This window comes from Congregibacter litoralis KT71 (assembly GCF_000153125.2).
GTDB lineage: Bacteria > Pseudomonadota > Gammaproteobacteria > Pseudomonadales > Halieaceae > Congregibacter > Congregibacter litoralis.
In genome coordinates this window covers 1,798,979-1,823,163 of record NZ_CM002299.1, presented here as the reverse complement: position 1 = coordinate 1,823,163, position 24,185 = coordinate 1,798,979, and the positions used below count along the sequence as shown (strand labels likewise).

At 59.7% G+C, this 24,185-nt stretch carries 18 protein-coding genes; 9 read left to right on the top strand and 9 right to left on the bottom strand.

Annotation, left to right across the window (positions count from 1 at the left end; translation table 11 throughout):
* The first annotated feature begins 23 nt into the window (after positions 1 to 23).
* Genes KT71_RS08370 through KT71_RS08360 form a run of 3 tightly spaced genes read left to right on the top strand, consistent with a single transcriptional unit; the run spans position 24 to position 1,468 of the window.
* Positions 24 to 236 carry a cold-shock protein gene (locus KT71_RS08370; RefSeq protein WP_008295860.1) on the top strand — a complete coding sequence of 71 codons (213 nt, stop codon included), beginning with the start codon at positions 24 to 26 and terminating at the stop codon, positions 234 to 236.
* Between the two features lie 45 nt (positions 237 to 281).
* Positions 282 to 851 carry a cold-shock protein gene (locus KT71_RS21475; RefSeq protein WP_008295861.1) on the top strand — a complete coding sequence of 190 codons (570 nt, stop codon included), beginning with the start codon at positions 282 to 284 and terminating at the stop codon, positions 849 to 851.
* Positions 852 to 853: 2 nt separating this feature from the next.
* Positions 854 to 1,468: a class I SAM-dependent methyltransferase gene (locus KT71_RS08360; RefSeq protein ID WP_023659472.1), complete on the top strand. Its 615-nt coding sequence runs from the start codon at positions 854 to 856 to the stop codon at positions 1,466 to 1,468.
* A 53-nt stretch (positions 1,469 to 1,521) separates the two neighbouring features.
* Here the strand turns inward: KT71_RS08360 and KT71_RS08355 are convergent, their stop codons facing one another.
* Positions 1,522 to 2,862: a hypothetical protein gene (locus KT71_RS08355; protein WP_008295863.1), complete on the bottom strand. Its 1,341-nt coding sequence runs from the start codon at positions 2,860 to 2,862 to the stop codon at positions 1,522 to 1,524.
* 12 nt (positions 2,863 to 2,874) lie between these two features.
* Here KT71_RS08355 and KT71_RS08350 point away from each other — a divergent pair, with 12 nt between their 5' ends.
* Together KT71_RS08350 and rapA are read left to right on the top strand one after the other, a co-directional pair.
* Positions 2,875 to 3,750 (top strand): TatD family hydrolase, encoded by an 876-nt coding sequence (locus KT71_RS08350; protein ID WP_238549463.1) that lies wholly within the window; start codon positions 2,875 to 2,877, stop codon positions 3,748 to 3,750.
* Entirely contained in the window at positions 3,750 to 6,491 is a 2,742-nt protein-coding gene (rapA, locus tag KT71_RS08345; RefSeq protein WP_023659470.1) for an RNA polymerase-associated protein RapA, read from the top strand. The genes KT71_RS08350 and rapA overlap by 1 nt, the downstream gene beginning before the upstream one ends.
* Here rapA and KT71_RS08340 read toward each other — a convergent pair.
* The 6 genes from KT71_RS08340 to KT71_RS08315 all read right to left on the bottom strand — a co-directional run bounded on the left by KT71_RS08340 (position 6,488) and on the right by KT71_RS08315 (position 14,013).
* Positions 6,488 to 7,255: an SDR family oxidoreductase gene (locus tag KT71_RS08340; RefSeq protein WP_008295866.1), complete on the bottom strand. Its 768-nt coding sequence runs from the start codon at positions 7,253 to 7,255 to the stop codon at positions 6,488 to 6,490. The genes rapA and KT71_RS08340 overlap by 4 nt on opposite strands.
* Positions 7,239 to 9,179, bottom strand: coding sequence for a DUF3604 domain-containing protein (locus KT71_RS08335; RefSeq protein ID WP_008295867.1), 1,941 nt, complete (start codon positions 9,177 to 9,179; stop codon positions 7,239 to 7,241). The genes KT71_RS08340 and KT71_RS08335 overlap by 17 nt, the downstream gene beginning before the upstream one ends.
* Positions 9,180 to 9,253: 74 nt before the next feature.
* Entirely contained in the window at positions 9,254 to 10,783 is a 1,530-nt protein-coding gene (locus KT71_RS08330) for an acyl-CoA carboxylase subunit beta (protein ID WP_008295868.1), read from the bottom strand.
* A 25-nt stretch (positions 10,784 to 10,808) separates the two neighbouring features.
* A complete protein-coding gene (locus KT71_RS08325; RefSeq protein WP_008295869.1) occupies positions 10,809 to 11,612 on the bottom strand; it encodes an enoyl-CoA hydratase/isomerase family protein in 804 nt (267 codons plus the stop codon).
* Positions 11,613 to 11,689: 77 nt separating this feature from the next.
* Positions 11,690 to 12,823, bottom strand: a complete 1,134-nt coding sequence (locus KT71_RS08320) for a CaiB/BaiF CoA transferase family protein (protein WP_008295870.1) — start codon at positions 12,821 to 12,823, stop codon at positions 11,690 to 11,692.
* Positions 12,824 to 12,837: 14 nt separating this feature from the next.
* Positions 12,838 to 14,013 (bottom strand): acyl-CoA dehydrogenase family protein, encoded by a 1,176-nt coding sequence (locus KT71_RS08315; protein WP_008295871.1) that lies wholly within the window; start codon positions 14,011 to 14,013, stop codon positions 12,838 to 12,840.
* 152 nt (positions 14,014 to 14,165) lie between these two features.
* On the opposite strand from KT71_RS08315, the gene KT71_RS08310 reads away from it, so the two are divergent.
* On the top strand, positions 14,166 to 15,170 hold the full coding sequence (locus tag KT71_RS08310; RefSeq protein ID WP_023659469.1) for an AraC family transcriptional regulator: 1,005 nt from the start codon (positions 14,166 to 14,168) through the stop codon (positions 15,168 to 15,170).
* Between the two features lie 105 nt (positions 15,171 to 15,275).
* On the top strand, positions 15,276 to 18,167 hold the full coding sequence (locus KT71_RS08305; RefSeq protein WP_008295873.1) for a DUF748 domain-containing protein: 2,892 nt from the start codon (positions 15,276 to 15,278) through the stop codon (positions 18,165 to 18,167).
* Positions 18,168 to 18,170: 3 nt separating this feature from the next.
* On the opposite strand, the gene KT71_RS08300 is transcribed toward KT71_RS08305, so the two are convergent.
* Complete coding sequence (locus KT71_RS08300; protein WP_008295874.1) at positions 18,171 to 19,871, bottom strand: class I adenylate-forming enzyme family protein; 1,701 nt, start codon at positions 19,869 to 19,871, stop codon at positions 18,171 to 18,173.
* 205 nt (positions 19,872 to 20,076) lie between these two features.
* On the opposite strand from KT71_RS08300, the gene KT71_RS08295 reads away from it, so the two are divergent.
* Complete coding sequence (locus KT71_RS08295; protein WP_023659468.1) at positions 20,077 to 21,099, top strand: phosphotransferase; 1,023 nt, start codon at positions 20,077 to 20,079, stop codon at positions 21,097 to 21,099.
* 95 nt (positions 21,100 to 21,194) lie between these two features.
* Here the strand turns inward: KT71_RS08295 and KT71_RS08290 are convergent, their stop codons facing one another.
* The gene (locus KT71_RS08290) at positions 21,195 to 22,904 is read right to left on the bottom strand and encodes a DUF3336 domain-containing protein (RefSeq protein ID WP_008295876.1); all 1,710 of its coding nucleotides are present in this window, start codon (positions 22,902 to 22,904) and stop codon (positions 21,195 to 21,197) included.
* A gap of 204 nt (positions 22,905 to 23,108) precedes the next feature.
* On the opposite strand from KT71_RS08290, the gene KT71_RS08285 reads away from it, so the two are divergent.
* Entirely contained in the window at positions 23,109 to 24,185 is a 1,077-nt protein-coding gene (locus KT71_RS08285; protein WP_008295877.1) for an efflux RND transporter periplasmic adaptor subunit, read from the top strand.

The following is a 24,185-nucleotide window of genomic DNA, read 5'->3' as shown; positions in this document are numbered from 1 at the left end:
CAAGCAATGCCGGAGAAGCACCAATGAGCGACAGAAAAAATGGCACGGTTAAATGGTTTAACAACGCCAAAGGTTTTGGATTTATTACAGGCGAGAGCTTCGATGGCGATGTGTTCGTGCATTTCCGGTCCATTCAGGGTGATGGTTTCCGAACCCTGAACGAGGGCGAAGAAGTCGAGTTCACATTGACTGAGGGCCCCAAGGGTCTTCAGGCTGAGGATGTCGCCAAACTTTAGTCAACTGCCCCCGAGGGGGCGTCCACCGTTACGTTAAGGAGTCCCATGTCTATTCCAGGCAAAGTGCTGTTCGCCTTGTTATCAGCACTCGTAGTTTCATTTTTGGCAAGCACGTTTTACGAGGGACACACCCTCGGCAGCCTGTTCCCCGCTTCGGCAATCGCTGCTGTCCTCGCCGTCATTCTCAGCCACCGAGCCCTCCCCATGCCCGCCAGCCTGAGCAACGACACCCCGGCCGCCCCCAAGGCTGCAAAGCCCGAAAAGCGAGAAAAACCGGGGAAGAAAAAAGAAGCCAAGAAACCAAAGAACGATAGAAAATCTGAAAAGAAATCCGAGAAAAAAGCCGAGAAGAGCGCCGGAAAACCAACGAATACAGCCGCGGAGCAGTCTCCGGCAGCGCCTGCGGGTGACGCGGAGGAAGGCACGGTGAAATGGTTTAACGGCACCAAGGGTTTTGGCTTCATCATCCGCGAAAACGGCGATGAAATTTTTGTTCACCACCGGTCCATCATCGGTGAAGGCCGCCGCAGTCTGCGCGACGGCGCTCCGGTGCGATACCGCGTGGTCACCACGGACAAAGGACCCCAGGCCGAAGAAGTAGAGGCGCTGGATTAGTCGTGGCGGCCAGACAGCAGCATCGTTTCCGGGGAGTTATCCTCCCGACTTCCAGCCACCCCGAGATCCGAAGGACCAAGCGCGAGCAGGACGCACCTTCAATCCACGGCAATAAGCTGTGGAAATCAAGCTGTCTGGTGATTGACTACCTGCATAAAAATCCGGAGCCAGGCCCTCAGAAGGTATTGGATGTGGGTTGTGGCTGGGGCATCGGAGGCATCTGGTGTGCCAAGCGCTACGGCGCCTCGGTGACCTCCGTGGACGCGGATCCCAATGTGTTCCCCTTTCTGGATGTCACCGCCGAGCTCAATGGTGTCAACACAAAGTCCCGCGTAGCCCGCTTTGAAAAACTCAACGGCAAGTTTCTTCGCGATTTCGATACGCTCATTGCCGCGGACATCTGCTTCTGGGATGAGCTGGTGGATCCCGTGGCCAATATGGTCAATCGCGCCGTCAAAGCCGGCGTTGAACGTATCATTATTGCCGACCCCGAGCGCCCCACATTTCACGAGATGGCAGCCCGCTGCGTGGACCGTCATGGGGGTGAGGTGCTGGAGTGGAAGACAAAAGGTAGTCTGGCTGCCCGCGGCGCGCTTCTGGTGATCAATAACTACTGATGCCGTCGGCCCCGAGCCGCAGCGCTCTTTACCACGACCAGCCGCAGCGCCTGTCAATATAGCCAATAGCTGGCAGAAACCCCCTCCGCGGGGACGATCTGACCACCCGCGATCGCGGGTCGATAACGCGTCGCCGCAATCTGGCGCAGGAGACGCCCTACGGAGCGCTGCCATCTCGGATCCACGGTCGCAGCGTCCGCGGTGGCACGACCGCTTTCGCTCACACTTAAACGCACGGTGATGGGTCCCTCGGCATCTTCCTCTGCGAATTCCCAGAACACACCGCTATCCGGCAATGGCACGGGCTCCGAGAACCACTGCGCGGCGAGGCTCCCCAGGCCCTGATCCGTAAGCTCCCGCCACAGACTCTCGTAAAGGGCAGCCGCCTCTCGGTAGCTTCCATGCCACTGGGTCCAGTCAGCGAGGGCAAGCTTTGCCTCCGCCCGGGCTCGATGATCGTCGGGGGGTATAGCCGCGAGCAGGTTCTCAAGGAGTCTGCGCCCCGCGCCGCGGAGCGTGCGTTGCAGGTTTTCGAGACGCTCCTGCTGGAGATTGAAATCCCGGGGATCGTCACTGCGGGAAAAGCCATTAACCCGCTCCCGAAACACCGGTTGGGGCTGAACCCTGTCCTCGATGAGATACAAGGTCTTGAGCTGGCTGTAGGTCACATCTGCCAGGCGCCGGTAGTCAAACGGCGCGTTATTTTTTCCGCTTGCGGCGCCCTCCTCTCCCTCTGAGCCCATAGCGCCTTCTGCAGGGTCATCGCGAGTGCTGAATTGCTCAAGAATTTCTTCATGCATGCGATGCAAATTGAGTAAGCGGTCCATAGGGTCACGGTCCAGCCCTCGGCGCAGCGCTTCCCGTTGCCAACGGAGATACTCCAGGGTGGCATCCCAGCGAAGGGCATCCCAGGGGGGCTGCCCCGACCCATAAAGTCGAAAAAAATAGTCGTAGCGCTGATCCAGACCCTCAAAATCGCCGACCTTCCGCAGGCTTTGGAGCATGGCCTGCAGTACCGGCCGTTGCGCTTCACTGTAAAGGCCGTCATTGACGCGGATCAGGTGGAGGGCCCGCGCCCGACTCTGTTGTGCGAGGGCAAGATTCCCCGCCGCCTCCTGCGCCCGCCCCAGGTCGTCGAGCGTCTCAGCCAGGCTCATGGCGTAGGGTCCTTCCTCATACTCCTGCTCGCTCAGTTGCTTGCTCAGGGCCTGAATAAGCTCGGATGCTTCTGCCGTGGGCAGCACCCGGGGAGAGGTCGCCGGCACCGGCGGCGCTTCCTCGGGCCAGCGAGCGCCGGCTTCAACAAAGTATTTGCCATAGGCAGCGCCCGCAGCGAAGACGCCGGGAGCGACCAGGAAAAACAGCGCGGCAAGGAAGGACGGCAATGGATTCATAGAGTCGATATAATGACGGATCTTAGTGTCCGATACACCTGCCGAAACCCCATGAGTAAAAAACAACGCCGGGATATCCCGCGCTTTGCGCATCCCATTATTGAGACCCACTGTCACCTCGACTACCTCGAGCCTGACGACCTCGCCGAGGAGCTCACAACTGCACGGGATGTGGGTGTGGAGCGCATCATTACCATCGCCGTGAGTCCGGATAATCTGGACACCGTGCGGGTTATTGCCGGACGGGAAGACCGCATTTACTGCACTCAGGGCATACACCCCCACGAGGCAGAACAATACTCGCCGACGGTTGACGCACGCATCCGGGAAGGCGCCCTGGATCCCCGCGTTGTCGCCATTGGTGAAATAGGCCTCGATTACTACTATGACCACGCAGACCGCGGCGTTCAGCGCCAGGTGTTTGCGGATCAGCTGAGCATTGCCGCTGCCTGCGACCTGCCCGTCGTCATCCACAGTCGCGATGCCGATGAGGACATGGAAGCGATCCTTGCCGAGCACCTCGACCGTCTTCCCCGACGAGGTGTTATTCACAGCTTCAGTTCCGGTCTGGATCTGGCGGAATTTGCCCTCGAGGCTGGCTTCATGCTCGGTTTCAACGGCATGGTGACTTTTAATCGTGCCGATAATGTCAGGGACGCTGTGGCCATCACGCCGATGGAGCAGCTGGTGCTAGAGACCGATGCTCCCTATCTGACACCCGTACCCTACCGCGGCCGAAGCAACGGACCCCGGTATCTGCCTTTCGTGGCAGAAAAAGTTGCCGAGATCAAAGACACCCCCATCGACGCACTCCTGAAACAGTGCTACGCCAACAGTGAACGCTTGTTTTTCAGCGCTCAGAATACCCGGCAGGAGGAATGCGCCTGATGAGTTATGCCATTGGACAGCGCTGGCTGAGCCACGCCGATAGCGAACTGGGCCTGGGAATCGTTGTAGAGCTGGACGGCCGACGGGTGAGCGTGCATTTCCCCGCTGTAGAAGAAGAGCGCACCTACGCTACAGACAACGCCCCCCTGACACGGGTAAAACTTCGTGAAGGCGATGCCCTCCACACCCGGGATGGCCGCAAGTTACAGGTGCTGGCGGTCCATGAGGAGCAGGAGCTGCTCATTTACGAAGTCGCCGGTGAGGGCCAGCGGGAGCTTCTCGCGGAGCTGGATCTCGATGACCATATTGATCTGGCGACGCCGCGGCAACGGCTACTGGCGAGCCAGTACGACGGCCATGCTGCCTTCGCCTTGCGTATGGCGACGGCGGAGCATTTGCATCGGCTGCAGCAGAGCGGTCTGCGAGGCCTCCTCGGTACGCGCACGGCCCTCCTCCCTCACCAGCTGTACGTGGCCAATGAAGTGGGCAAGCGCCACGCACCCCGGGTACTCCTCGCTGACGAGGTTGGCCTGGGAAAAACCATAGAAGCGGGCATGATCCTTCACCGCCAGCTTCTCAGCGGGGACAGCCGTCGCGTGCTCATCATGGTCCCCGCGTCCCTGCAGTTTCAATGGCTGGTCGAAATGCGCCGGCGCTTTAATCTCCAGTTTGCCCTCTTCGACGACGACCGTCTCATGGAGAGCGGTGAAGGAAGCAATCCCTTCGAAGACGAACAGCTCGTGCTCTGCTCTACGGACCTGTTCCTGGACCCCACTGCCCGGGCGCTCGCGCTGGACGCGGAATGGGACATGCTGATCGTCGATGAGGTGCACCGCCTTGCCTGGCACCGCGACAGTGTGAGCGATGAATTTCGCTTTTTGGAGAGCATGGCGGCGCAGATCCCGGGTCTGTTGCTCCTCACGGCCACACCGGAGCAGGTCGGCCTGGAAGCCCACTTTGCGCGACTGGCACTTCTCGATCCCGAGCGTTTTCATGACTTTGCCGCCTTTGAAGAGGAAGAGTCCCAGTACAAGCGTTGGAGCAGTCTCACCGATGCCCTCGACCGGGGGGAGAAACCCCAGGGGCTACCCGCTGATATCGACCCCGAGGCAGCTCCCGAGCGACAGGTAGCCGCTCTGCTTGATCGCTACGGCACGGGCCGGGTGCTGTTTCGCAACGCCCGGGCCAGCGTCGGTGGATTCCCCACGCGGGAGATGCAGCCCCATCCACTCCCTGCCGTGGATAGCCCCGTCTATCAACATCTCTACCCCGATCTCCATGTCGACACGGAACAGTGGCTCCAGGAAGACCCGCGGGTCGCCTGGCTCGTGAGCCAGCTCAAAGCGCTACGACCGGAGAAAGTTTTGGTGATCTGTGCCAAAGCGGATACGGCTCTGGCATTGGAAAGCTATCTGCAGCTTAGAGCCGGCATCCGCTCCGCTGCGTTTCACGAACAATTGAGTCTGGTTGAGCGCGACCGGGCAGCGGCGTACTTTGCCGAGCAGGAGCAGGGAGCGCAGGCTCTCATATGCTCCGAGATTGGCGGTGAGGGTCGCAATTTCCAATTCGCCCAGCACCTCATTCTTTTTGACCTTCCCGAACACCCCGATCAGCTGGAACAACGTATTGGTCGCCTTGATCGCATCGGGCAGAAAGAGCGCATTTTTATTCATGTGCCTTACATCGAAGGAAGTGCTCAGGAAACGCTGATGCGCTGGTATCACGAAGGCATCGATCTCTTCCGTTCCAGCTGCTCCGCTGGCGATATGATTCTTGGCGAGTTCAAGGAATCTCTGGAAGAGCAGCTTCGGGAGCAGAACGGGGCTTTTGAGGCACTCCTCCGTGATACCGCGGATTTCACCGAGCGCGCACGAAAAGAACTCAGCGAAGGGCGGGACAAGCTTCTCGAACGAAGCTCCTGTAACGCAGAGCAGGGGCAGGCCCTGGGGACTGCCATCAGTGACATCGAAGACCCGGACACCCTGGGCGCTTTCCTTCGGGAGCTTTGCGATGTCACCGGCGTCGAGCATGAAGATCTCGGCGATAGCAGCAGTGTTCTGCGACGCGGAGAGCAGGAATTACTGGAAATTTTTCCCGAGGTGCCCGAAGACGGCTGCACCGTGACCGTGTCCCGGGATGAGGCGCTGGCGCGGGAAGACTGGATATTCCTTGGCTGGGAACACCCGTGGATGGAAAACGCTATGACCACGGTCCTGGGCAGTGCCCTGGGCCAGGCCAGCGTTGGCGCCATGAAGCTCAAGGGGGTCCCCGGAGGCTCCCGACTCTACGAGCTGCTGTTTACCGTATCCCTGAGCGCACCCCGGGCATTGGGCTTGCAGCGCTATCTACCCCTGGCGCCCCAGCGCATACTCCTGGACGCCTCAGGCAGAGACCTGAGCAAATTACTGACCCACGAGCGTCTCAACGAGCGGGTCGAGAAAGTCCCCCGGGGCACCGTAAGCAAAATTGTGCGCCAGCTCCGCGAGGAGATCGAAACCCGCATCGATGATGCCGAGGCACAGTTCGCCGGAGAGTTAGAGACTCGCCAGAAGGAAGCGGCGCAGCGCTACGGCGAGCAAATGGACGAGGAAATCGCCCGTCTCAGCGCCCTGCGGGCCGTGAACCCTGCGATTCGTGAAGAAGAGATTGAGAATCTGCGCCTCCGTAAAGAGGCGGGTCTTGTCGCCCTGGGAACCGCGCGGTCGACGCTCCAGGGCGTCCGCCTGGTGATCACCCGCTAGGACGACACATCCTGACCGCCATCGAGGACGAGCACATGGCCCGTCACAAACGCTGAGGCACGAGAGCAGAGATAAATGGCCGATCCCGCGGCGTCCTCGGGCGTGCCAATGCGTCGCCGGGGAATATCGGCGGCCATCTCCGCTTCGTGATCCAGGAGGTGTGCGGTCATCTTGCTCGGAAAGAATCCCGGCGCGATGGCGTTGACATTCACATTGTCCGCTGCCAGATCAACCGCCAGCTGCCGCGTCAAATGGTGCACCGCTGCTTTACTCGCTGTGTAGGAATAGTTTTGCAGTGGCGCATAAGATAAGCCGTTGATAGATCCGATGTTGATGACCCGGGCGGGGTCGTCATCCGTGGCGCCGGCGCGGAGCGGCGGCAAAAGCGCCTGGGTAAGAAAGAATAGAGACTTCACATTGAGGTCCATGACCTTATCCCAACCGCTCTCGGGGAAATCGTCCAGAGCTGCCCCCCAGGATGCGCCCGCATTGTTGATCAGAATATCGATCCTGGATTCCCGGGATTTAAGCTCCGCAGCGAAATTCTCCACCCCTTCAAGATCACCGAGGTTGCTTGGGATCGCAATGCATTCACCCAGAGCTGACAGCTCGTCCGCTGTGGCCTGCAACTCCTCTGCGCGACGGGCCGTTATGTAGGTTTTTACGCCATTTTCTACAAAGCCCCGCGCAATCATCGCGCCGATGCCCCGGGAACCGCCCGTCACCACCGCGACTTTGCCCTCAAGATCAAAAAGATTTTTCATTGCTGCGACTCTCCTGTGCTGCTGGTGATTTGTCATCCGGTCGGTACCAGATGGGGGAGCTATAAGCCCGCTCCTGAATCGTATCCGGCTGCCCTGCTGCCGAATCCATGCCCAGAGCAAGGGCATCCAGAAAGGAATGTCGGGCCGTGGGAATCTGTAAAACTCTTGCGTAGTAAAATGCGGATTGCGCGGGATCAAATTGCGGATCACTCCACTGGACCGATAGACGTGCTGCCCCCACACGGTTCTCGACCTTGCCAGTGCGGCGATCAACAGTATCTTCTATGGGAGACACGCTACCGTCTGCCTGGCGCCGACTTTCCCGGGACAAGGCCACATCAAACACCTGCTCCCGGGATTCGCCCTCAGCGCTGAGCCAGCCCTTTACGATTTGCACCCGATCAAGGAAAGCCCCCCGAGGATCGTGAAGCGCCTCGACAAAGAAAACCGGCGGCCTCTTCCCCTCCCCCTGAAGCACCGAACCCATGGGCGCAGCCTCCGCAAGGGAGGCCTGCAAATCTGCTGCCGTGGGAGAGTCACCGAGGGCAAGATCAAAACCGGCATAGAAGCGCAAAGAAATCCGTGGACCACTCGTCGCGTAGACTTCCCGGCGGCGCATGGCATCGATAATCGCCTCCCGGGTATTCTCCGTAGCCCACACAGCTGCAAGACCCGAGGCCGACATAGACCATCCGTTAACCCCTCCCGCGCTGCCAAAACTGGCGATCTTGTTTTCCGGTATGGAGTCCGTTGCCATCTTGCCGTGAAAATTGTCTTCCGCCGCACTGGATAAGCCCGTGTGCGCATCGGTGGAGCCGATAAATCCCAGTTGATAGGGATTGCTCCCGATGGACTGCTCCAGCTCCAAGCCGCGGCGGAGGGCCGAGCGCAGGTAATCGCCCTTCAGGGGACGATACTCCTCGGGATCTCTCTGTATGTAAAAAGGATAGGTCTCAAAGTCTGCAAACTCGTCGTCGGGAGACAGCAGGGGGTGAGTCTCAGAGTCCCCCTTGATCTGCGTGATCTCTGCAATGGGCTCCCACCGCAAACGACTGCGGGCATAGGCTTCGGTCATCTCCTCGCCCCGGAGGGTCATCTCATCGAACATCACGCCCTTGGAGATATTCGAGTTGTGAGGAATGGCGACAAAACTCACCGCCGTTTCCGCTTCCACTCTCTCCAGAAATGCCCATAGATCCTCGGGATAGGGGCTGTCATCCATGCCAAAGGGTTCAAAGGCCCGGGCGCTTTGCGCATCGGAATCGCTGATTACAACACGGTGGAGATTGGCTCCACCGGGAATAGTGCTCCATTCCCAGGCAATGAGGGTCGTAAAAACACCGGGCTGATAGTAGGCATCGGCGGTCTCGGTGATACGCCGCCAGGTACTGGTTTCCACGGCATCCATGCGGGGCACACGATTCGACACGGCGCTGCGCGGAATACCGTCGGTGGATGCCAGTTCACGAGCTGCAGCGACGGGATCTTCACTGGCGGGAAGAGCCGGTGCAAAGAGGTCCTTCCCCCGGCGCTGATCTACCTTGTGGCGAATGACGGAGGTGGCAATCTGTGCTTTCAGCGTATCCCAGAAACCCATGTCCTCTGTGTCCGGGCCTTCCTTGTACAGATGACGCATGATGCCCAGATACTCCGCATGATCCGAAACAGCGAGAAAATCCAGGGGACGTGTCAGCTGTACCCGACCCTGGTGGTAAGGGTGCGGAACGGGTTGCCCCATAGCAAAGCGATAGGCCGTGGCCGGGTCAGCACGAAGATTGTCGTTGAGAAAGGCATCGAAGGAGTAGGAACTGTGGAGGTGGGTATCTCCCCACAGCAACTTCTTGGCGCCAGGGTCCTCGGCAAAAACACTGGAACTGGTCATTGTGAAGATAAGGATGAGAGCGAGAGGCAAGCTCTTGCTCATGGTCAAAGACCTGCAAAACATGCATGCGGGTATGGGCGTGCCGGAGCTTTTCATAAGCTGAACTGCCGTTATTATTATTGAGTGACTCCATGATACAGCGCGTGGATGAGCTGTTCACGAGTGTCGGCGGGGTCAATCACGGCATCAATCTCCAGATGCGCCGCGGCTTCCAGCGCTTTACCCTTCTCATAGAGCTCTCCCAGGAGTTTGTCGAACAGTGCCTGGCGCTCCTCGAGATCTGCCACCGCTTCGAGCTCCTTGCGATACCCCAGACGAACCGCGCCCTCCAGTCCCATGCCTCCGAACTCGCCCGTAGGCCAGGCCGCGGCAAAGTGCGGCACCGCAAAACTGCCCCCCACCAGGGCCATGGCACCGAGACCATAGGCCTTGCGCAGGAAAACCGCCAGAATAGGGACCTCCAGTGACGCGGCACTTTCAAACAGCGCCGACATGCGATGCACCGCGGCCTGGGACTCACTATCCGGTCCCACCATAAATCCCGGCGTGTCCACCAGGGAAATCACCGGCAGACCCGTGCGATTGCAAAGATTCAGAAATCGAGAGGCCTTGTCCGACGCGTCGCTGTCCACGGCGCCCCCCAGCTGCTGGCAGTCACTGGCAAGCACGCCCACAGCGCGGCCACCGAGCCTTGCAAGCCCCGTCACCACACTGCGACCAAATACGCGACGTAACTCGGTAAAACTTCCCTCGTCAAAAAGACGCTCGACAATAGCGCGTATGGGATAGCTCCAGCGGCGATCGACCGGGAGCGCCTCGCGCAGGGGCTGCTGGTCCTGAGCACCGCCGGGGGGCAGATCACCCTGAAAATACCAGAGCACACGCCGCGCCATGGCCGTGGCATCCGCCTCATCATCCACGAGGATATCGATGACACCGTTGCGGCACTGCGTCTCAGAGGGTCCAATTTCATCGGGGCGAAAACTGCCCAGGCCTCCCCCCTCGATCATGGCAGGACCGGCCATACCGATATTTGATGCTCGCGTGGCAATGCGAATATCTCCCGCACCAAAGAGCGCAGCGTTACCCGCAAAGCAATAACCGTTGTTCACCACGATGCGGGGCATGCCCGTGTTCAGGGACGCCCATCGGGCAAAGGTATCGACGTTGAGTCCCGCAATTTGCGTGGTAACGTCCGTGTCTCCCGGGCGACCGCCGCCACCCTCGGTGTACATAATAACGGGTAATCGCTGCTTTGCAGCTACGTGCAGAAGACGATCAATCTTCGCGTGATGAAAAAAGCCCTGGGTGCCTGCGAGTACACTGTAGTCGTAGACAAGAAGCGCGGCACGGCATGCCTCCCGGGGGAAGTACTCACCGTTGACTTCACCGATGCCGGTAATCACGCCATCCGCGGGCGTCTCCCGCTGCAGCTCCAGATAGTCCCGCCGCTGCCGTTGCGCCGCGACAGCGAGGGCGCCGTATTCTACAAAGGGGCCGGTGCCCAGAAGATCCGCGAGATTCTCCCGCGCGGTGCGAAACCCTTTTTTGCGACGGCGCGCTACGGCTTCAGGACGCTGCTCGTCACTGCCGCGGCCAAGGCGCTCACGCAGCTCCCGGAGTTCCGGGCGCTCCTCGGTACTCATAGGGCAAATCTACGGATAGACACGCTCAGCGACCTTTGAAAACAGGAGCGCGCTTTTCGAAAAAGGCTGTCACACCCTCAGCAGAGTCATCGCTGGCAATGCAAATGTTCTGCATCGCGGCCTCCTGGGAGATCATCTCGCCAAAGTTAAGATCCGCGGCCATGGCGATGGCCTTCTTGCTGAACTGTACCGCCAGGGGCGCTTTTTTAGCCAGTGTAGAAGCCCAGTCAAGCGCCGCCTGGGTCTCGTCACCCTCCTCCACCACGCGGTTGCACAAGCCCCATTCGAGACACTGCTCCGCATAAATGCGCTCACCGCCGACGATGACCTCGAAAGCCCGTTTACGGCCCAGGGCACGCAGCAGCTGCCAGGTTGCGCCTCCATCGGGAATCAGGCCAATCGCTGCAAAAGCCTGGTAGAGATAGCTCCCTTTCGCCATCACCACCAGATCGCAGGCCATCATGTAGGCACTGCCAATACCCGCTGCAGGGCCACTCACTTCCGCGATCCAGAGTTTGGTGGATTCAGTGATACCCAGGATGCTGGGCTTGTATTCGCTCTTGAGCATGTGCTCGGTTTCCTGGCCGCGGTGCTCAGGATCGCCACCCGCGCTGTCCTGAAGATCCGCACCCGCACTGAAGGCCCGTCCCGCGCCGGCCAGCACAATGACGCGTAATTCGGGATCCCCGTTCAGGGCGTTCACCGCCGTCATCATTTCCCGCCGCAGGGTCGTGGAAAAGGTATTGAGTTTTTCCGGTCGATTCATGACCAGTCTGGCGACGGGACCATGACGCTCTATCAACAGGGTTTCATAGGTCTCTTGACTCATAGATCTTCACTCATCGATTTATCCTTGCATTAGATTTCCTGGCGATGACTGCTCGCACGCCGCCGACGATCAAGCCTTCAGTTGATTGCCCCGGCCTCTCGCAAGCTGGCTATCTCCTGCTCACCAAAGCCCATGGCGCCAAGCACCGACTCCGTGTCCGCGCCGTTTGCCCGGGCACCGTGAGCCACCGTCGCGGCGGTGCGGGAAAAACGGGGCGCCGGTGCCGGCTGCACCACGCCATCGAGTTCAATGTAACTGTCCCTCGCCACCGCCGCCTTATGCGTCGTCGCCTCGGTAAAACGCAGAACGGGCGCAAAGCACACATCAGAGCCCTCCATCAATTCACACCACTCGTCCCGGGTCTTCTGCCGCATAACACTGGCCAGGGCCTTCTTTTGCTCCGGCCAGCGCGCAGGATTGTTCTGTTCACCGAAGTCTGCCTCCGACAGCCCGGCTTTCTCCATGAGAAGCGCATAGAACTGCGGTTCGATGGAGCCAATGGAAACGTACTCGCCATCCGCGCACTCATAGGTATTGTAGAAGTGCGTGCCGCCGTCAAGCATGTTTGCCTCGCGCTGATCCGCATTCCACAGGCCAGCCCCGTAAAAGCTGTGAAACATCCACATGAGCTGCGCAGCACCATCCACCATGGCAATGTCAATGACCTGTCCCTGACCGGAGCTCGCGGTCTCCAGCAATGCGGCCAAAACACCATTCACAAGGAGCATGCCTCCGCCACCCATATCGCCCACCAGGTTAAGAGGTGGCATGGGACGACCGGCACCCTCGCCGTTGGCAAACAGCGCACCGGTGAGGGCGATGTAGTTTATATCGTGTCCCGCCGCTTTCGCCAGGGGACCGTCCTGTCCCCAGCCCGTCATGCGGGCGAACACGAGCTTGGGATTTCTCTTCAGACAAACCTCCGGCCCGATGCCGAGTTTTTCGCAGACGCCGGGGCGGAAAGGATCGATGAGTACGTCGGCGTTTTCCACCATGCGAAGGAGCGCCTCGATCCCCTCAGGGGACTTGAGATTGAGCACCACGGACTTCTTCCCCCGGCCACTGACGCTCTCCAGAGGTGAGGGTGCGTCCGCCGCGGCCCGGTCCACGCGGATCACTTCGGCTCCCTGATCGGCGAGCATCATGCCGCCCATGGGCGCAGGTCCAATGCCCGCCAGTTCAATCACGGTGTATCCGTTAAGCGGTCCCATAGATGTCCTCCAGCTTAAAAATTGCGGGTGTTGAAGGGCTGGTATTTATCCCCCAGGCAATCCCGACTAACGATAATCTTCATAACCTCGGAGCTGCCCGCGTAAATCGTCGCGATCTTTGCATCCGTGAACTGCCGACTGATGGGATATTCATCCATATAACCGGCTCCTCCATGGAGCTGCACGCCAATGTCCGCAACCTTGACCTGAAGCTCACTGGTCACCAGCTTCGCCTTGGCCGCATCGACGGCGGTCAGCGCACCGTCGTTAAAGGCGGCTACACACTGATCCACATAGTTCTGGGCGATATCCAGATCCGTGCGCAGCTCGGCGAGTTTGAACTGCGTATTCTGGAAAGCCGCGAGGGGCTTGCCAAAGGCCTTACGCTCTTTGACGTATTCACAGGTCAGATCCCAGGAGAGCTGCGCCGCGGCGAGATAACCACAGGCCCCGATGAGGCGCTCTTCAGCGAGGCCTTCCATGAGGTAGATAAACCCCTTGTGCGGCTCACCGAGGACATTGGCTTTGGGTACGAGGACATCGTTGAAGAAGAGCTCCGCTGTGTCCTGGGCTTTCATGCCCATTTTTTCGAGGTTCCGGCCGCGTTCAAAGCCCTCCATGCCCCTTTCCACAATAAAAAGGGTCATGGCGTGGGGGTTGTTTTCGGGGTCCGTTTTGGCGGCAACGATGACAACGTCGGCGTTGATACCGTTGGATATGTAGGTCTTTGACCCGTTGAGCACCCAGTGATCGTCATGTTCCACAGCGGTGCTGCGCATGCCCGCAAGATCGCTGCCGGCATCGGGTTCTGTCATGGCGATGGCAAGAATGAGTTCGCCACTCGCGCACTTGGGCATAAAGCGCTGGCACTGCTCTTCGTTGCCAAAGCGGGTGAAGTAAGGGCCCACCAGACGACTGTGAAGGGTGCTGTACCAGTCGCCCACACGCGCGTAGGCGGTTTCCTCGATGATCACCTGCTCAAAGCGAAAGTCGGGATCCCCCATGCCACCGTATTTTTCGTCCGGCCAAACCATAAGAAACCCTCGCTCACCGGCTTTGCGAAACGCTTCCCGATCGACAATGCCCGCCTCTCGCCAGGCCTCCATATGTGGCACAATCTCGGTGCTCAGAAACTTGCGGTAAGCGTCACGGAACATGACCTGCTCTTCGGTAAATGCGCGGGGCAACATGGGTATCTCCTGTCCAACCGATCAATACAGCGCCGCAGTATGATTTTCGCTTCAAGGGGCAGCAATGACGGTCATTAACAGAGAAATTGACCCCAGATGACAGCGCAATCACCGGAATTTTCCGAAAGACGGCTGTCCAGGAGACGGCCATCGTGAGCACGGCCACGAACAAGGTCTCCGTGTCCGTGCATTTTGTCCGGGCCATACTCAAACACTGCCGGGAGGCCGGTGTCGACACCCAGGCCCTGCTTCGCGCCCAGCGGATTCCCCCGAGACTCCTCTCAGAACCCCAGGCGCGCATCAGCGTCCAGCAACTGGCAGATCTCCAGACCAGCGCCATGCAGGCCTTGGGTGACGAGAGCCTGGGCTATGCCGACCAGGTCGTGCCCCTGGGCACCTGGGACATGATGTGCCACGCCGTCATCACCACGCAGACCCTGGGACAGGCCCTCCATCGCTATTGCCGGTTCTTTGAGCTCATGGGCGGTGGCCTGCAACTGGAGATGGTGCGCCTGGACGACGCGGCACAGATAAAACTCGCACCCTTCGCCAGTGCTCACGGCGCGTATTTTTCGGAGCTCTGTCTTCTCAATACGCATCGCTTTGCCTGCTGGCTCGTGCAGGAGGAGCTCCCCCTGCGGGAGGTGCATTTCAGACATCCGCCCAGCACCCGTGCCGCAGACTATCGCCTGATGTTTATGGGCAATCCCGTCAGCTTCGAAAAAGATGATGTGAGTATTATTTTCGGTGCCTCCCTGTTGGATAAGCCGGTCATGCAAACGCCAGAGTCCCTGCGGCGCTACCTCCGCCATCCCGTGCTGACCATGCTCACCACAAGCTATGATTTCAGTTGGACCGCAAAGGTGCGGGCCCAGTTGCGCCAGAATCTGCTGTTCATGCCCGAACTCCCCGATGTTGCCGCGGCTCTGGATCTCCACCCCCAGACCTTGCGTCGGCGCCTCGCTGCCGAGGGCAATACCTTCAAACAGATCAAAAGCGATATTCGCCGGGATACGGCATTGCATTTCCTGGGCAAACGCTCCCTGAGTGTTGAAGAAGTCGCCCACCGGGCGGGCTTCTCCGAGGCCAGCGCCTTTATCCGCGCTTTTAAGGCCTGGACAGGGCTCACCCCCTACGCCTACAGAAAGGGGTTATAACTGCATCGCCTTACGGTTCATACGCTATGCTTTATGCTCTGTGCTTGGCCATACATCACATACTTATGCACCCTAATACATCATTAAGAAGGTTCTGATCCCGCTATGCCCTCTGTGTTTCTCAGCTTGTTTCGCTGGTGTCTTCGCGGATACATCGCCTATCTCCTGCTCTGCCTGTTCATTCTGATGCCCGCGATGAACATCATGGCCCCGCGGCTCGTGAAAGATACGCTCAACCGGGAGCTTCGCAGCGAACTCATACTGTTCAACCCTTTTACTCTCACCCTTGAAGCCCGGGGCGTCACCATTCGGGAAGCGGGGGGGCATGTGCCTGTGGGCTTCGATTCCCTGCAAATCAATCTGTCTCTGGAAAGCCTCTGGGATACCGGCGTGGTGCTGGATGCTTTCGTCATCCGACAGCTGGATATCCACGTGCTTCGCGATGCTGCCGGAGATTTCCATTTTGCCGACCTTGCCGGCGAGAGTGACGAGGAAGAGCCCGAGAGCCCGGCACAAATTCCCGGGATCACCATCCACGAACTCCTCATCGAAGCTCATACCATCCGCTACACCGACGAAACCCGGCCCGGCCCCTACACGACGGCGCAAAGCGACTTTCGCGTGCGCACTCAAAATCTCACCACCGTGCCGGACCGCGAGAGCAACGGTGACCTGGTCGTGACCGGCGATGGCGGCGGGCTGTTGCGCTGGAACGGCGATCTGGAAATCGCCGCGGGCAGGAGCCGCGGTCGGGTGAGCCTTGAAAACATAGACCTCACCCCCGCCTGGCGCTATGAAGCTGAGAATCTGCCCTTTGTGCTGCACAGCGCAAGATTCAACGCCGTTATGAATTACAGCGTGGATTGGAACGATACTCTTCAGGCGACGCTCACGGATAGCGAGTTAAGCCTGAGCACGATGGATGTGAGCCCGGCGGATAGCAATGCTATTCCCAACACCGCAGTGCAGTTAGAGGAACTGGCGGTCACGGGCATCGCCGCAGACCTCGCCGAGCAGTCTGCGGGCATCAGCGCTATCAGCATCAATGGCTTGCACATCTCCGGCTACGATGAAGACGGCGCACCCAGTCTCCTGGCCATGTTCGACATGGCACAGGAGACTGGCGAGGAGGGTCAGAATATTCCTGATACCCCCACGGACAACGCTTCCGGGGACGCGGATACGCCCTGGGGTATCGCGCTGGAACGCTTGACTCTCGAAAACAGCGACATCGCCTGGCGCACCGGCTACCTATCACCGGAGGTGCTGGAGCTGGCCCCCATCAGTCTTGAGGTTAGGGACATCGCCTGGCCGGCAAAGGCCGGTTCGCCGTTCCGCCTGGCCCTTACCGTCAATGCGCTATCGACCCTGGACCTCAGCGGTCAGGTGAATATCGGCAGCGGCGATGGCAATGCCAGCGTTGCCCTCACCCGCTGGCCCCTTCCCTGGCTGAACCCCATCGTTGAGGAGCAGGCGCGGGCGCATATCGGTCGGGGGGAGTTTTCCCTGGAATCCACCGTTGCCCTGGCGGACTTTGCACCATCGAGCGTCCTTGCCGCCCTGAAGGTCGAGGATTTTGGCACGGTACTCGAAGAGACAGGCCAGGAAGCCTTCACCTTCAAAACCATGACCGTCGATGGCATCGCTGCCGACGTGCCTGGACAGTCCCTGGTGATCGAAAACTTCGCTCTGCAAGCACCCTCGGGCTCCCTGCACATTCAGGAGGACGGCGTTATCAACGTCAACGGGATCGTGCGCGGGGGACCGGTGGACGAAGAAGCCAGCGACGCTGGGGAAGAAAATCGCGCGGGAGAGAGTGCCTCCCCGGAACAGACCGAGGAAAGCGCACCCTGGCGGGTTCAGCTTGCCAATTTCCGTTTACGCGAGGGGCGCCTGGATTTCGCGGACGCCTCGCTGCCCCTGCACTTCAAGACCCTCATCGACGGCATCGAGGCCGACATCGCCGACATCGATACGGCCTCGGAAAAACCCCTGAAGATGGAGTTCAAGGGCAGCGTTGATGGCTATGCGCCGGTGGTCATACTCGGCAGCGGCAAGCCCCTTGCAGACCAGCGGGACGGTGAACTCCGGTTTACCTTCCGGGGCATGGACATCGCCACCATGTCGCCCTATTCCGGCACCTACGCGGGTTACACCCTCGACAGCGGCACCCTGAGTCTTGACCTGCGCTATGCCCTGGATGGCCAGACTCTGGAGGGAGACAACCGCATCGTCATTTCGCAGATGGAACTCGGTGAGCCCGTGGAGAGTGAACTGGCCATCGATGCGCCCCTCAAGCTGGGCATTGCACTGCTCACGGACAGCGAGGGCGTCATTGACCTTTCCGTGCCCATCAGTGGCAACGTTGACTCACCGGATTTCTCCCTGGGCCCCATCATCGGAAGAGCCATCAAGAACATCATCGTCAAAGCCGTGACCGCCCCTTTCAGTCTTCTCGCCGGCCTCGTGGGTAGCGATGATGATCTCGAAAACATCGCCTTCGCCCCAGGTAGCAGCGCCCTGGATGGCGAAGCGCAACGAGCGTTGGAGGCCCTGGGTACCGCCTTGTTGGAAAGACCGCAGCTACAGCTTCGCATCGCCGGCGGCGCCAACCGCCAGAGCGACGCAGCAGCCTTAAAAGAAGCGCGCCTCCGTGAGGTCCTGGCGAGTGAAGGCATTGATGCCGCAATGATCGATGCCCAAAACGAGGCGTTTTTGAAGGCGCTGACCCTGCGCTATGAGGCGCTGTCAATCCCGGCAGAAACCGAGGGGGCAGAAGACTCCGAGGCAGCGGAGGTCGCGCCTGACACGATGTGGAAGGCCCTCATCGAGGACACCGCTTTAGCTGCGGCGGCCTTGCAGGACCTCGCCACCGCGAGAGCGGCGGCGGCCAAGCGTGAACTGGTGACCCTGGGCGGCGTCGATCCCGCGCGAATCGCCATCAGCTACGACGCCGAACTGGACAGGAACGGCGTGCAGATGATCGTCGACAGCTAGGAATCAGACTGCATCTTTAAGTGCCAGGGAGTCCTGGAGGGCGCGTTTTACGAATTTACCGTTCGCGTTCCGTGGCAGGGGCTCATCGAGGAGCCAGATGTAGCGAGGGACCTTAAAGGGCGCCACAACGGCCTTGCAGTGCTCCCGCAGGGCGCCAGCGTCGAGGGTCTCGCCGGGCCTGGGATAGATGGCAGCACCTACCTCCTCCCCCAGACGCTCGTCCGGCACGGCAAAAACCACGCATTCCGCTACGGCATCATGACTGAAGAGCGCATTTTCCACTTCGGCGCAGTACACGTTCTCACCGCCGCGTAACACCATATCCTTGGCACGATCGACCAGATAGATAAAGCCATCCTCATCGATATAGGCGATGTCGCCAGTGCGAAACCAGCCATCCACAATGCTTTCCGCCGTCGCATCAGGTCGGTTGAGATAACCCTTGATGACCGGGGCACCGCGAACCACCAGCTCACCGATTTCATTGGCGGCTAAGTCAGCGCCCTCGCTGTCAATGCATTTTGCTTCGAAGGTCGGCATCGCCGGCCCCACACTTGTGGGGCGATCCAGGAAAAACTCCAGGGCAAGGGCCGCGATGATGCCGGAGGTTTCCGTCAGGCCGTAACCGGTATTGGGTCGGGTGCCGGGCATGGCATCGGGCACCTTGCCCACGAGATCCGGCTGCATTGCAGCACCGCCACCACCGATGGTTTTCAGAGAGGACACATCGCGCTTGGCAAAGTCCGGGTGAATCATCAGCTCCCGGGTCATCATGGGAACGGCGCTGAATGCTGACACCTTCTCACGTTCGATCAAACGCAGGGCTTCCCCCGCATCCCATTTGTACATATGGACCAGACAGCCCCCCACCAGGGTGGCAACCTGCGCTACACAGTTGTTCGCCGTAACGTGAAACAGGGGGGTCGCGACGAGGGCTCTGAGGGGCGCCTCACTACCGGGCGCGGCGGGTTCAACCCCTGCGGCGTAGGCGAGGGCTCGAGGCTGTACGGAGTTAATAAAAGCAACGTTCATCACGTTATTGGTACAGCTTCGATGCGTCAACTGCGCGCCTTTGGGACGACCGGTGGTTCCCGAGGTATAGAAAATACAGGCGTCGGAATCGGGATCTATGGTGACCTCGGGAAGTGTGCCCTCCCCGGCAGCCATCTCATCCCAACTTCTGGCCCAGGCAGAAAAGTCACTTTTAGGCCGCACGGCGATGGCCTGCATCGCCGGGAACTTGTCGCGAATCTCGTCAAAGCGCTGAAGCCGCTCTTCGTCGGCAATAAGCACCTTAGGAGCCGAGTCCTGAAGGGCGTATTCCATTTCGTGGGGAACCCACCAGGCGTTCATACCCACCGCCACCGCGCCCATGCTGGTAATCGCCCAGTAGGCCAGCAGCCACTCGGGATAGTTACGCATGGCGATGGCTACGCGATCGCCGGGGCTTACACCCATTCCTGAAAGCGCCTGGGCGACGGCGGCCACGCGGCGGTGTGCTTCGCTATAGCTGATGCGCTCGTCCTGGTACACCAGGTAATCATTGTCGCCGTGCCCCGCGGAGGCCAGCCACAGATCACGCAGGGAGTTCGGCGCATGAACGTAAGCCAGAATATCGACACCATGAACCTTGGTGCGTTGAACCTCAAACATTTGCCCGGGGGATGTGAACTCGTTCCAGGCTTTCTTCAGCTCTGCGTACATGTGCCCTTCCTGTTTATTGTGATTAGACCAGTGGCGGAGTCAGGGATGAGTCCGCTCGCGGCCCGAGAGAATAGCCGCCCCGCCGCCCATAGACAACTTTTCCGAGGCCTCAGGGAGAGTCCCGCGGCTTGCTCTCAGCAAGATGAATTGCAAGGAACGGCAAGCTCCTGCAAACTCGCTCGCTCGCAGGAAGCCAGAGCGGATTATGAGCACGCAAACTCTCGACCTTGAAGCATTACAGCACTATCTCCAGGACAAACTCCCGGGGTTCTCCGGCAAGCTACGGGCGGAAAAGTTCGCCGGCGGCCAGTCCAACCCCACATTTCTTCTGAGCGACGACTCTCAAAAATGGGTATTGCGAAGAAAACCGCCGGGGGAGCTCCTGGCCTCTGCCCATGCCGTAGACCGCGAATATCGGGTGTTAAGCGCCCTGGAGAATACGGATGTTCCCGTTGCCAGGACCTACCTCCTCTGCGAGGACGAAAGCGTTATCGGCTCCATGTTCTACATTATGGAATTCCTCGAGGGCCGGGTGTTCTGGGACCCGGAGCTACCGGAAGTAGACTCCAAAGAAGAGCGCGCAGCGATTTATGCGGATATGAATCGCGTTCTTGCTGCCCTTCACAGCGTGGACCCCAAGAGCGTCGGTCTCGAAGACTTCGGCAGGCCCGGCAATTACTTTGAGCGACAGGTGGGGCGCTGGACCAAGCAGTATCGCGCATCCGAAACCGAACACAGCCCGGCCATGGAGCGTCTCATTGCCTGGCTGCCGGAAAACATGCCCCAGGACGACGGTCTCGTGAGCCTTGTGCACGGGGACTATCGCCTCGACAACCTCATGTTCCACCCCACGGAACCCCGGGTAATTGGCGTTCTCGACTGGGAACTGTCCACTCTCGGGCATCCCCTCGCCGACCTGTCTTATCAGGTCATGGCCTGGCAAATGCCCGCCGGAGACGGATTGAGAGGCCTCACGGGCTGCGATCGTGCTGCCCTGGGCATTCCTTCGGACGAGGAGTACATCGCAAGCTACTGTGAGCGCACCGGACGAAAGGACATCGCCAACTGGAATTTTTATCTGGTGTTCTGCTTTTTCCGCCTGGCAGCGATTCTCCAGGGCGTGAAAAAACGCTCGCTCATCGGCACCGCGTCCAGCGCCGAGGCCGATGCCAAGGGCGCGCTGGTGGAGCCTCTGGCGGAAATGGGGGTTCGCTACATCGACGTCTGATCCACCGCCCCTGCCCCGATTACCGCCGGGGCGCGGTGTGCGGGTGCGGGTGCGGGTGCGGGTGCGGGTGCGGGTGCGGGTGCGGTGAAAAAGGATCAGGCCGCGTCGCTGACCCCCTCGCTGTCCTTGCCTTTAGCGCCCGATGACCGGGATGAGCGACCCTGACTCTTTGGGGCCTTTTTGGCCACACGCTTAACCGCTTTCTTTCGCGCTACCTTTGTCTTTGGAGCCGGCGCCGGCACCCCTGCGGCCGCGGCTTTCTCCAGCCGCTGAGAACCGGTCTCGCGCATGGCTTCGCGGTCCGAGCGCGTGGGCGCCGGACGTCGCCGCGATGCTCTCGGTCGCTGGTACTGGTCTCCCTGGGGACGCAGATCTCCGTATTCAAAGCGATGAAGAATCTCCTCCATGGTCCGCGATATCTTGGTACAGGTTCGGATGGATTCCACCGCGGGAAACGCGGAGCGCTCACCGGCTTCCATCAGATCCATAAGTTCTTTTTCGGAAAGATGAGCCAGGATCTTGCCGGGATTAAAAAAGCGGAAACTCGGCACGATATTGATATCGCCGCTGTACTCCTGATCCATGAGGGCATGAACGCCATTGAGGAGCAGATTGAAGCGCGGCCAGTTGTCACCCTGGCGCTGGGCCACTCCGCGGTAGAAGTTCAGCATTTCCCGACCCATACCGACACCCAGGGATCCCAGAGCCCGAGTCAACTGACTGCGCTCCTTGCCTCCATTGAGAAACGGTGTGGCAATGGGGTTCACCATGCTGACGATATAGTGATTGGTGCTGTAAAGACGCGACAAACGCTTGGCAGGCAGATCATCGGCGATACTGCCGTCCACCCAGCGTCGCGTGGGCAGATAAGGCTGAGCCTCTCCGTGAACATTTCTCGCCATGAGCGTCACGGGCGGGAAGACGCCGGGCACCGCACAGGACGCCATCACCGCGGAGCGCACAAAGACATTGGGCGAGGTAATCGCATTCAACAGCCGGGAGCGCTGGTGGGGCTCCGCCGGCGCAACGGTGATACTGATTTGCCGGCCGGTTTTCTCGTAGGCTTCCTGAAAGGTCAGATCGGGGATCAGACGCGCAACGATCTGCTCCAGATCGCTCACGTCTATCTGAGGGTTTTTCCCGAAAAACATCCGAGAAAAAGCGCTGGCCTCTTTTTCCGCCTCAAAATGCACATTGGCCGGATCGTAGAACCGCGTGAGTTCCTTGTCCGTGTGGGTTCCCACCACGCCGGCCACGAGGGAACCTGCGCTGGCGCCGGAAATCACCCGCGGCAAGAGATTTTGCTCCAGGAGAGTACGCACTACGCCAAGGTGGTAGAAACCTAAAACACCACCACCGCTGAGCATAAGGGCGGACCGGCCGAAGCAGATATTTGCCCGGTAGAAGAAATCCATTTTTTGCTGGATATCAATCTCTTTGACATTGAGATCGGCGAGATAGCGCAGGGCATCATCAATCTCGTCGATGTACTGCTCAATGAGCTGCTTGGTGCCGAATTTTGCGCGGCGGTAGAGGGAACTGCGCCCCATGCCCCCCATGTTGCCGTGGATACCTTCATTCAGGGTAAACAGAAGTCCCTGATAATCGTTACGCACCCGCAGACTCCGGAGACGATCCAGGCGCAAGCGGATCTGGGCATAGTCATACTGACGGCTCTGATCAACGTGTCGCCAGCGCTTGGCGCCGCTGACCTCGTCATGCTCCTGCGCTGCCTCGGCCCAGTCCTCATAGGTGAGGGCTGCATCCATGGTTTTTTCAATTTTCTTCAGCTTCCGCGACGACATTCATACTCCTAGAGCGCGAACCGACATGGTCCTAGCATACCGCACCTCAGGCACGCAAAAACATTACCAAAGGTAACAAACTACGGGGCATCTACCGAGGCTGCCGGCCGTTTTCAGATGCATTCTGCCACGCCAGACCCTACACTCTTCTAGATTTGTACGGTCTTAGATGGCCTTGGCCGCCCTCCAATTCTCGACAGAAGGATGTTGTCCTTGCGCGCTTACCTCGTCGCTGCCGCACTCCTGGTGCTGATTCTCGGCAGTACCGCCCTTTACATCCAACAGCGCTCTGCCGCTATGGCCTCAGGGAGTTTTGCGGCACCGCCCGCCACTATCGCGGCAGGCACGGCCCAAACCCGGCCCTGGCGGGAAACCATCGATGCCGTGGGCACCATCCGGGCCGCCCGGGGAATCCTTCTCACCGCCGAAACCAGCGGCGATATCACGGCAGTGCACGCCTCCTCCGGCGATAGTGTCGAAGCCGGAGACCCTCTTATCAACATTGACGAGGCCTTCGAAGTTGCCACCCGCACGCGCCTCGAAGCCCGCTTGCGCCTGGCCGAGCAATTGTATGAACGGGATGCCCGGCTGATTAAGGAAAACTCCATTCCCCAGAGCCAGTTGGACCAGTCCCGGTCGGACCTCCAGTCCGCCCGGGGCGAACTCGCCGAGGTTGACGCCGTGCTTCAAAACAAGCGCATCAGCGCGCCCTTCGCCGGTCGCCTGGGTATTTTTCAGGTGCGTCTGGGGGACTACGTGGAAGCCGGTACGCCCCTGGTCACGCTCCAGGACGTCTCACGCCTGGAGGTAGATTTCTCCGTTCCCGATCGCTACGCCCCTCTCATGCAACCGGGCCTGAAAATCGTGCTGCGTACCGCGGCCTTTCCCGATCGTCGTTTTTCCGCAACTCTCCAGGCCGTGGACTCCCAGATCGATGAAAGCACGCGAAATCTTCAGGTACGCGCCAGCGTGGATGAGGGTGACGGCTTGCTCCCCGGCATGTTTGCCAGCCTGATCATCGATCTCGATCGCGAAAGCCGGCGGGTATTCGTGGCAGAGACCGCCGTGAGTTATTCCCTCCAGGGTAACCTCGTGTACGTTATCGAAGAGGATGACGATGGATTGTTCGTAAGTCCCCGCGTGGTAGACATCCTGCCCGCCAACAATGGCGAGGTGGCCATCGTCAGCGGTATCGAGGATGGCGAGCGTATCGTCATCGCCGGACAGAACAAGCTTTATCGCAACGCCCGGGTGCAAATTGACCCCGATGCAGGTATCTGA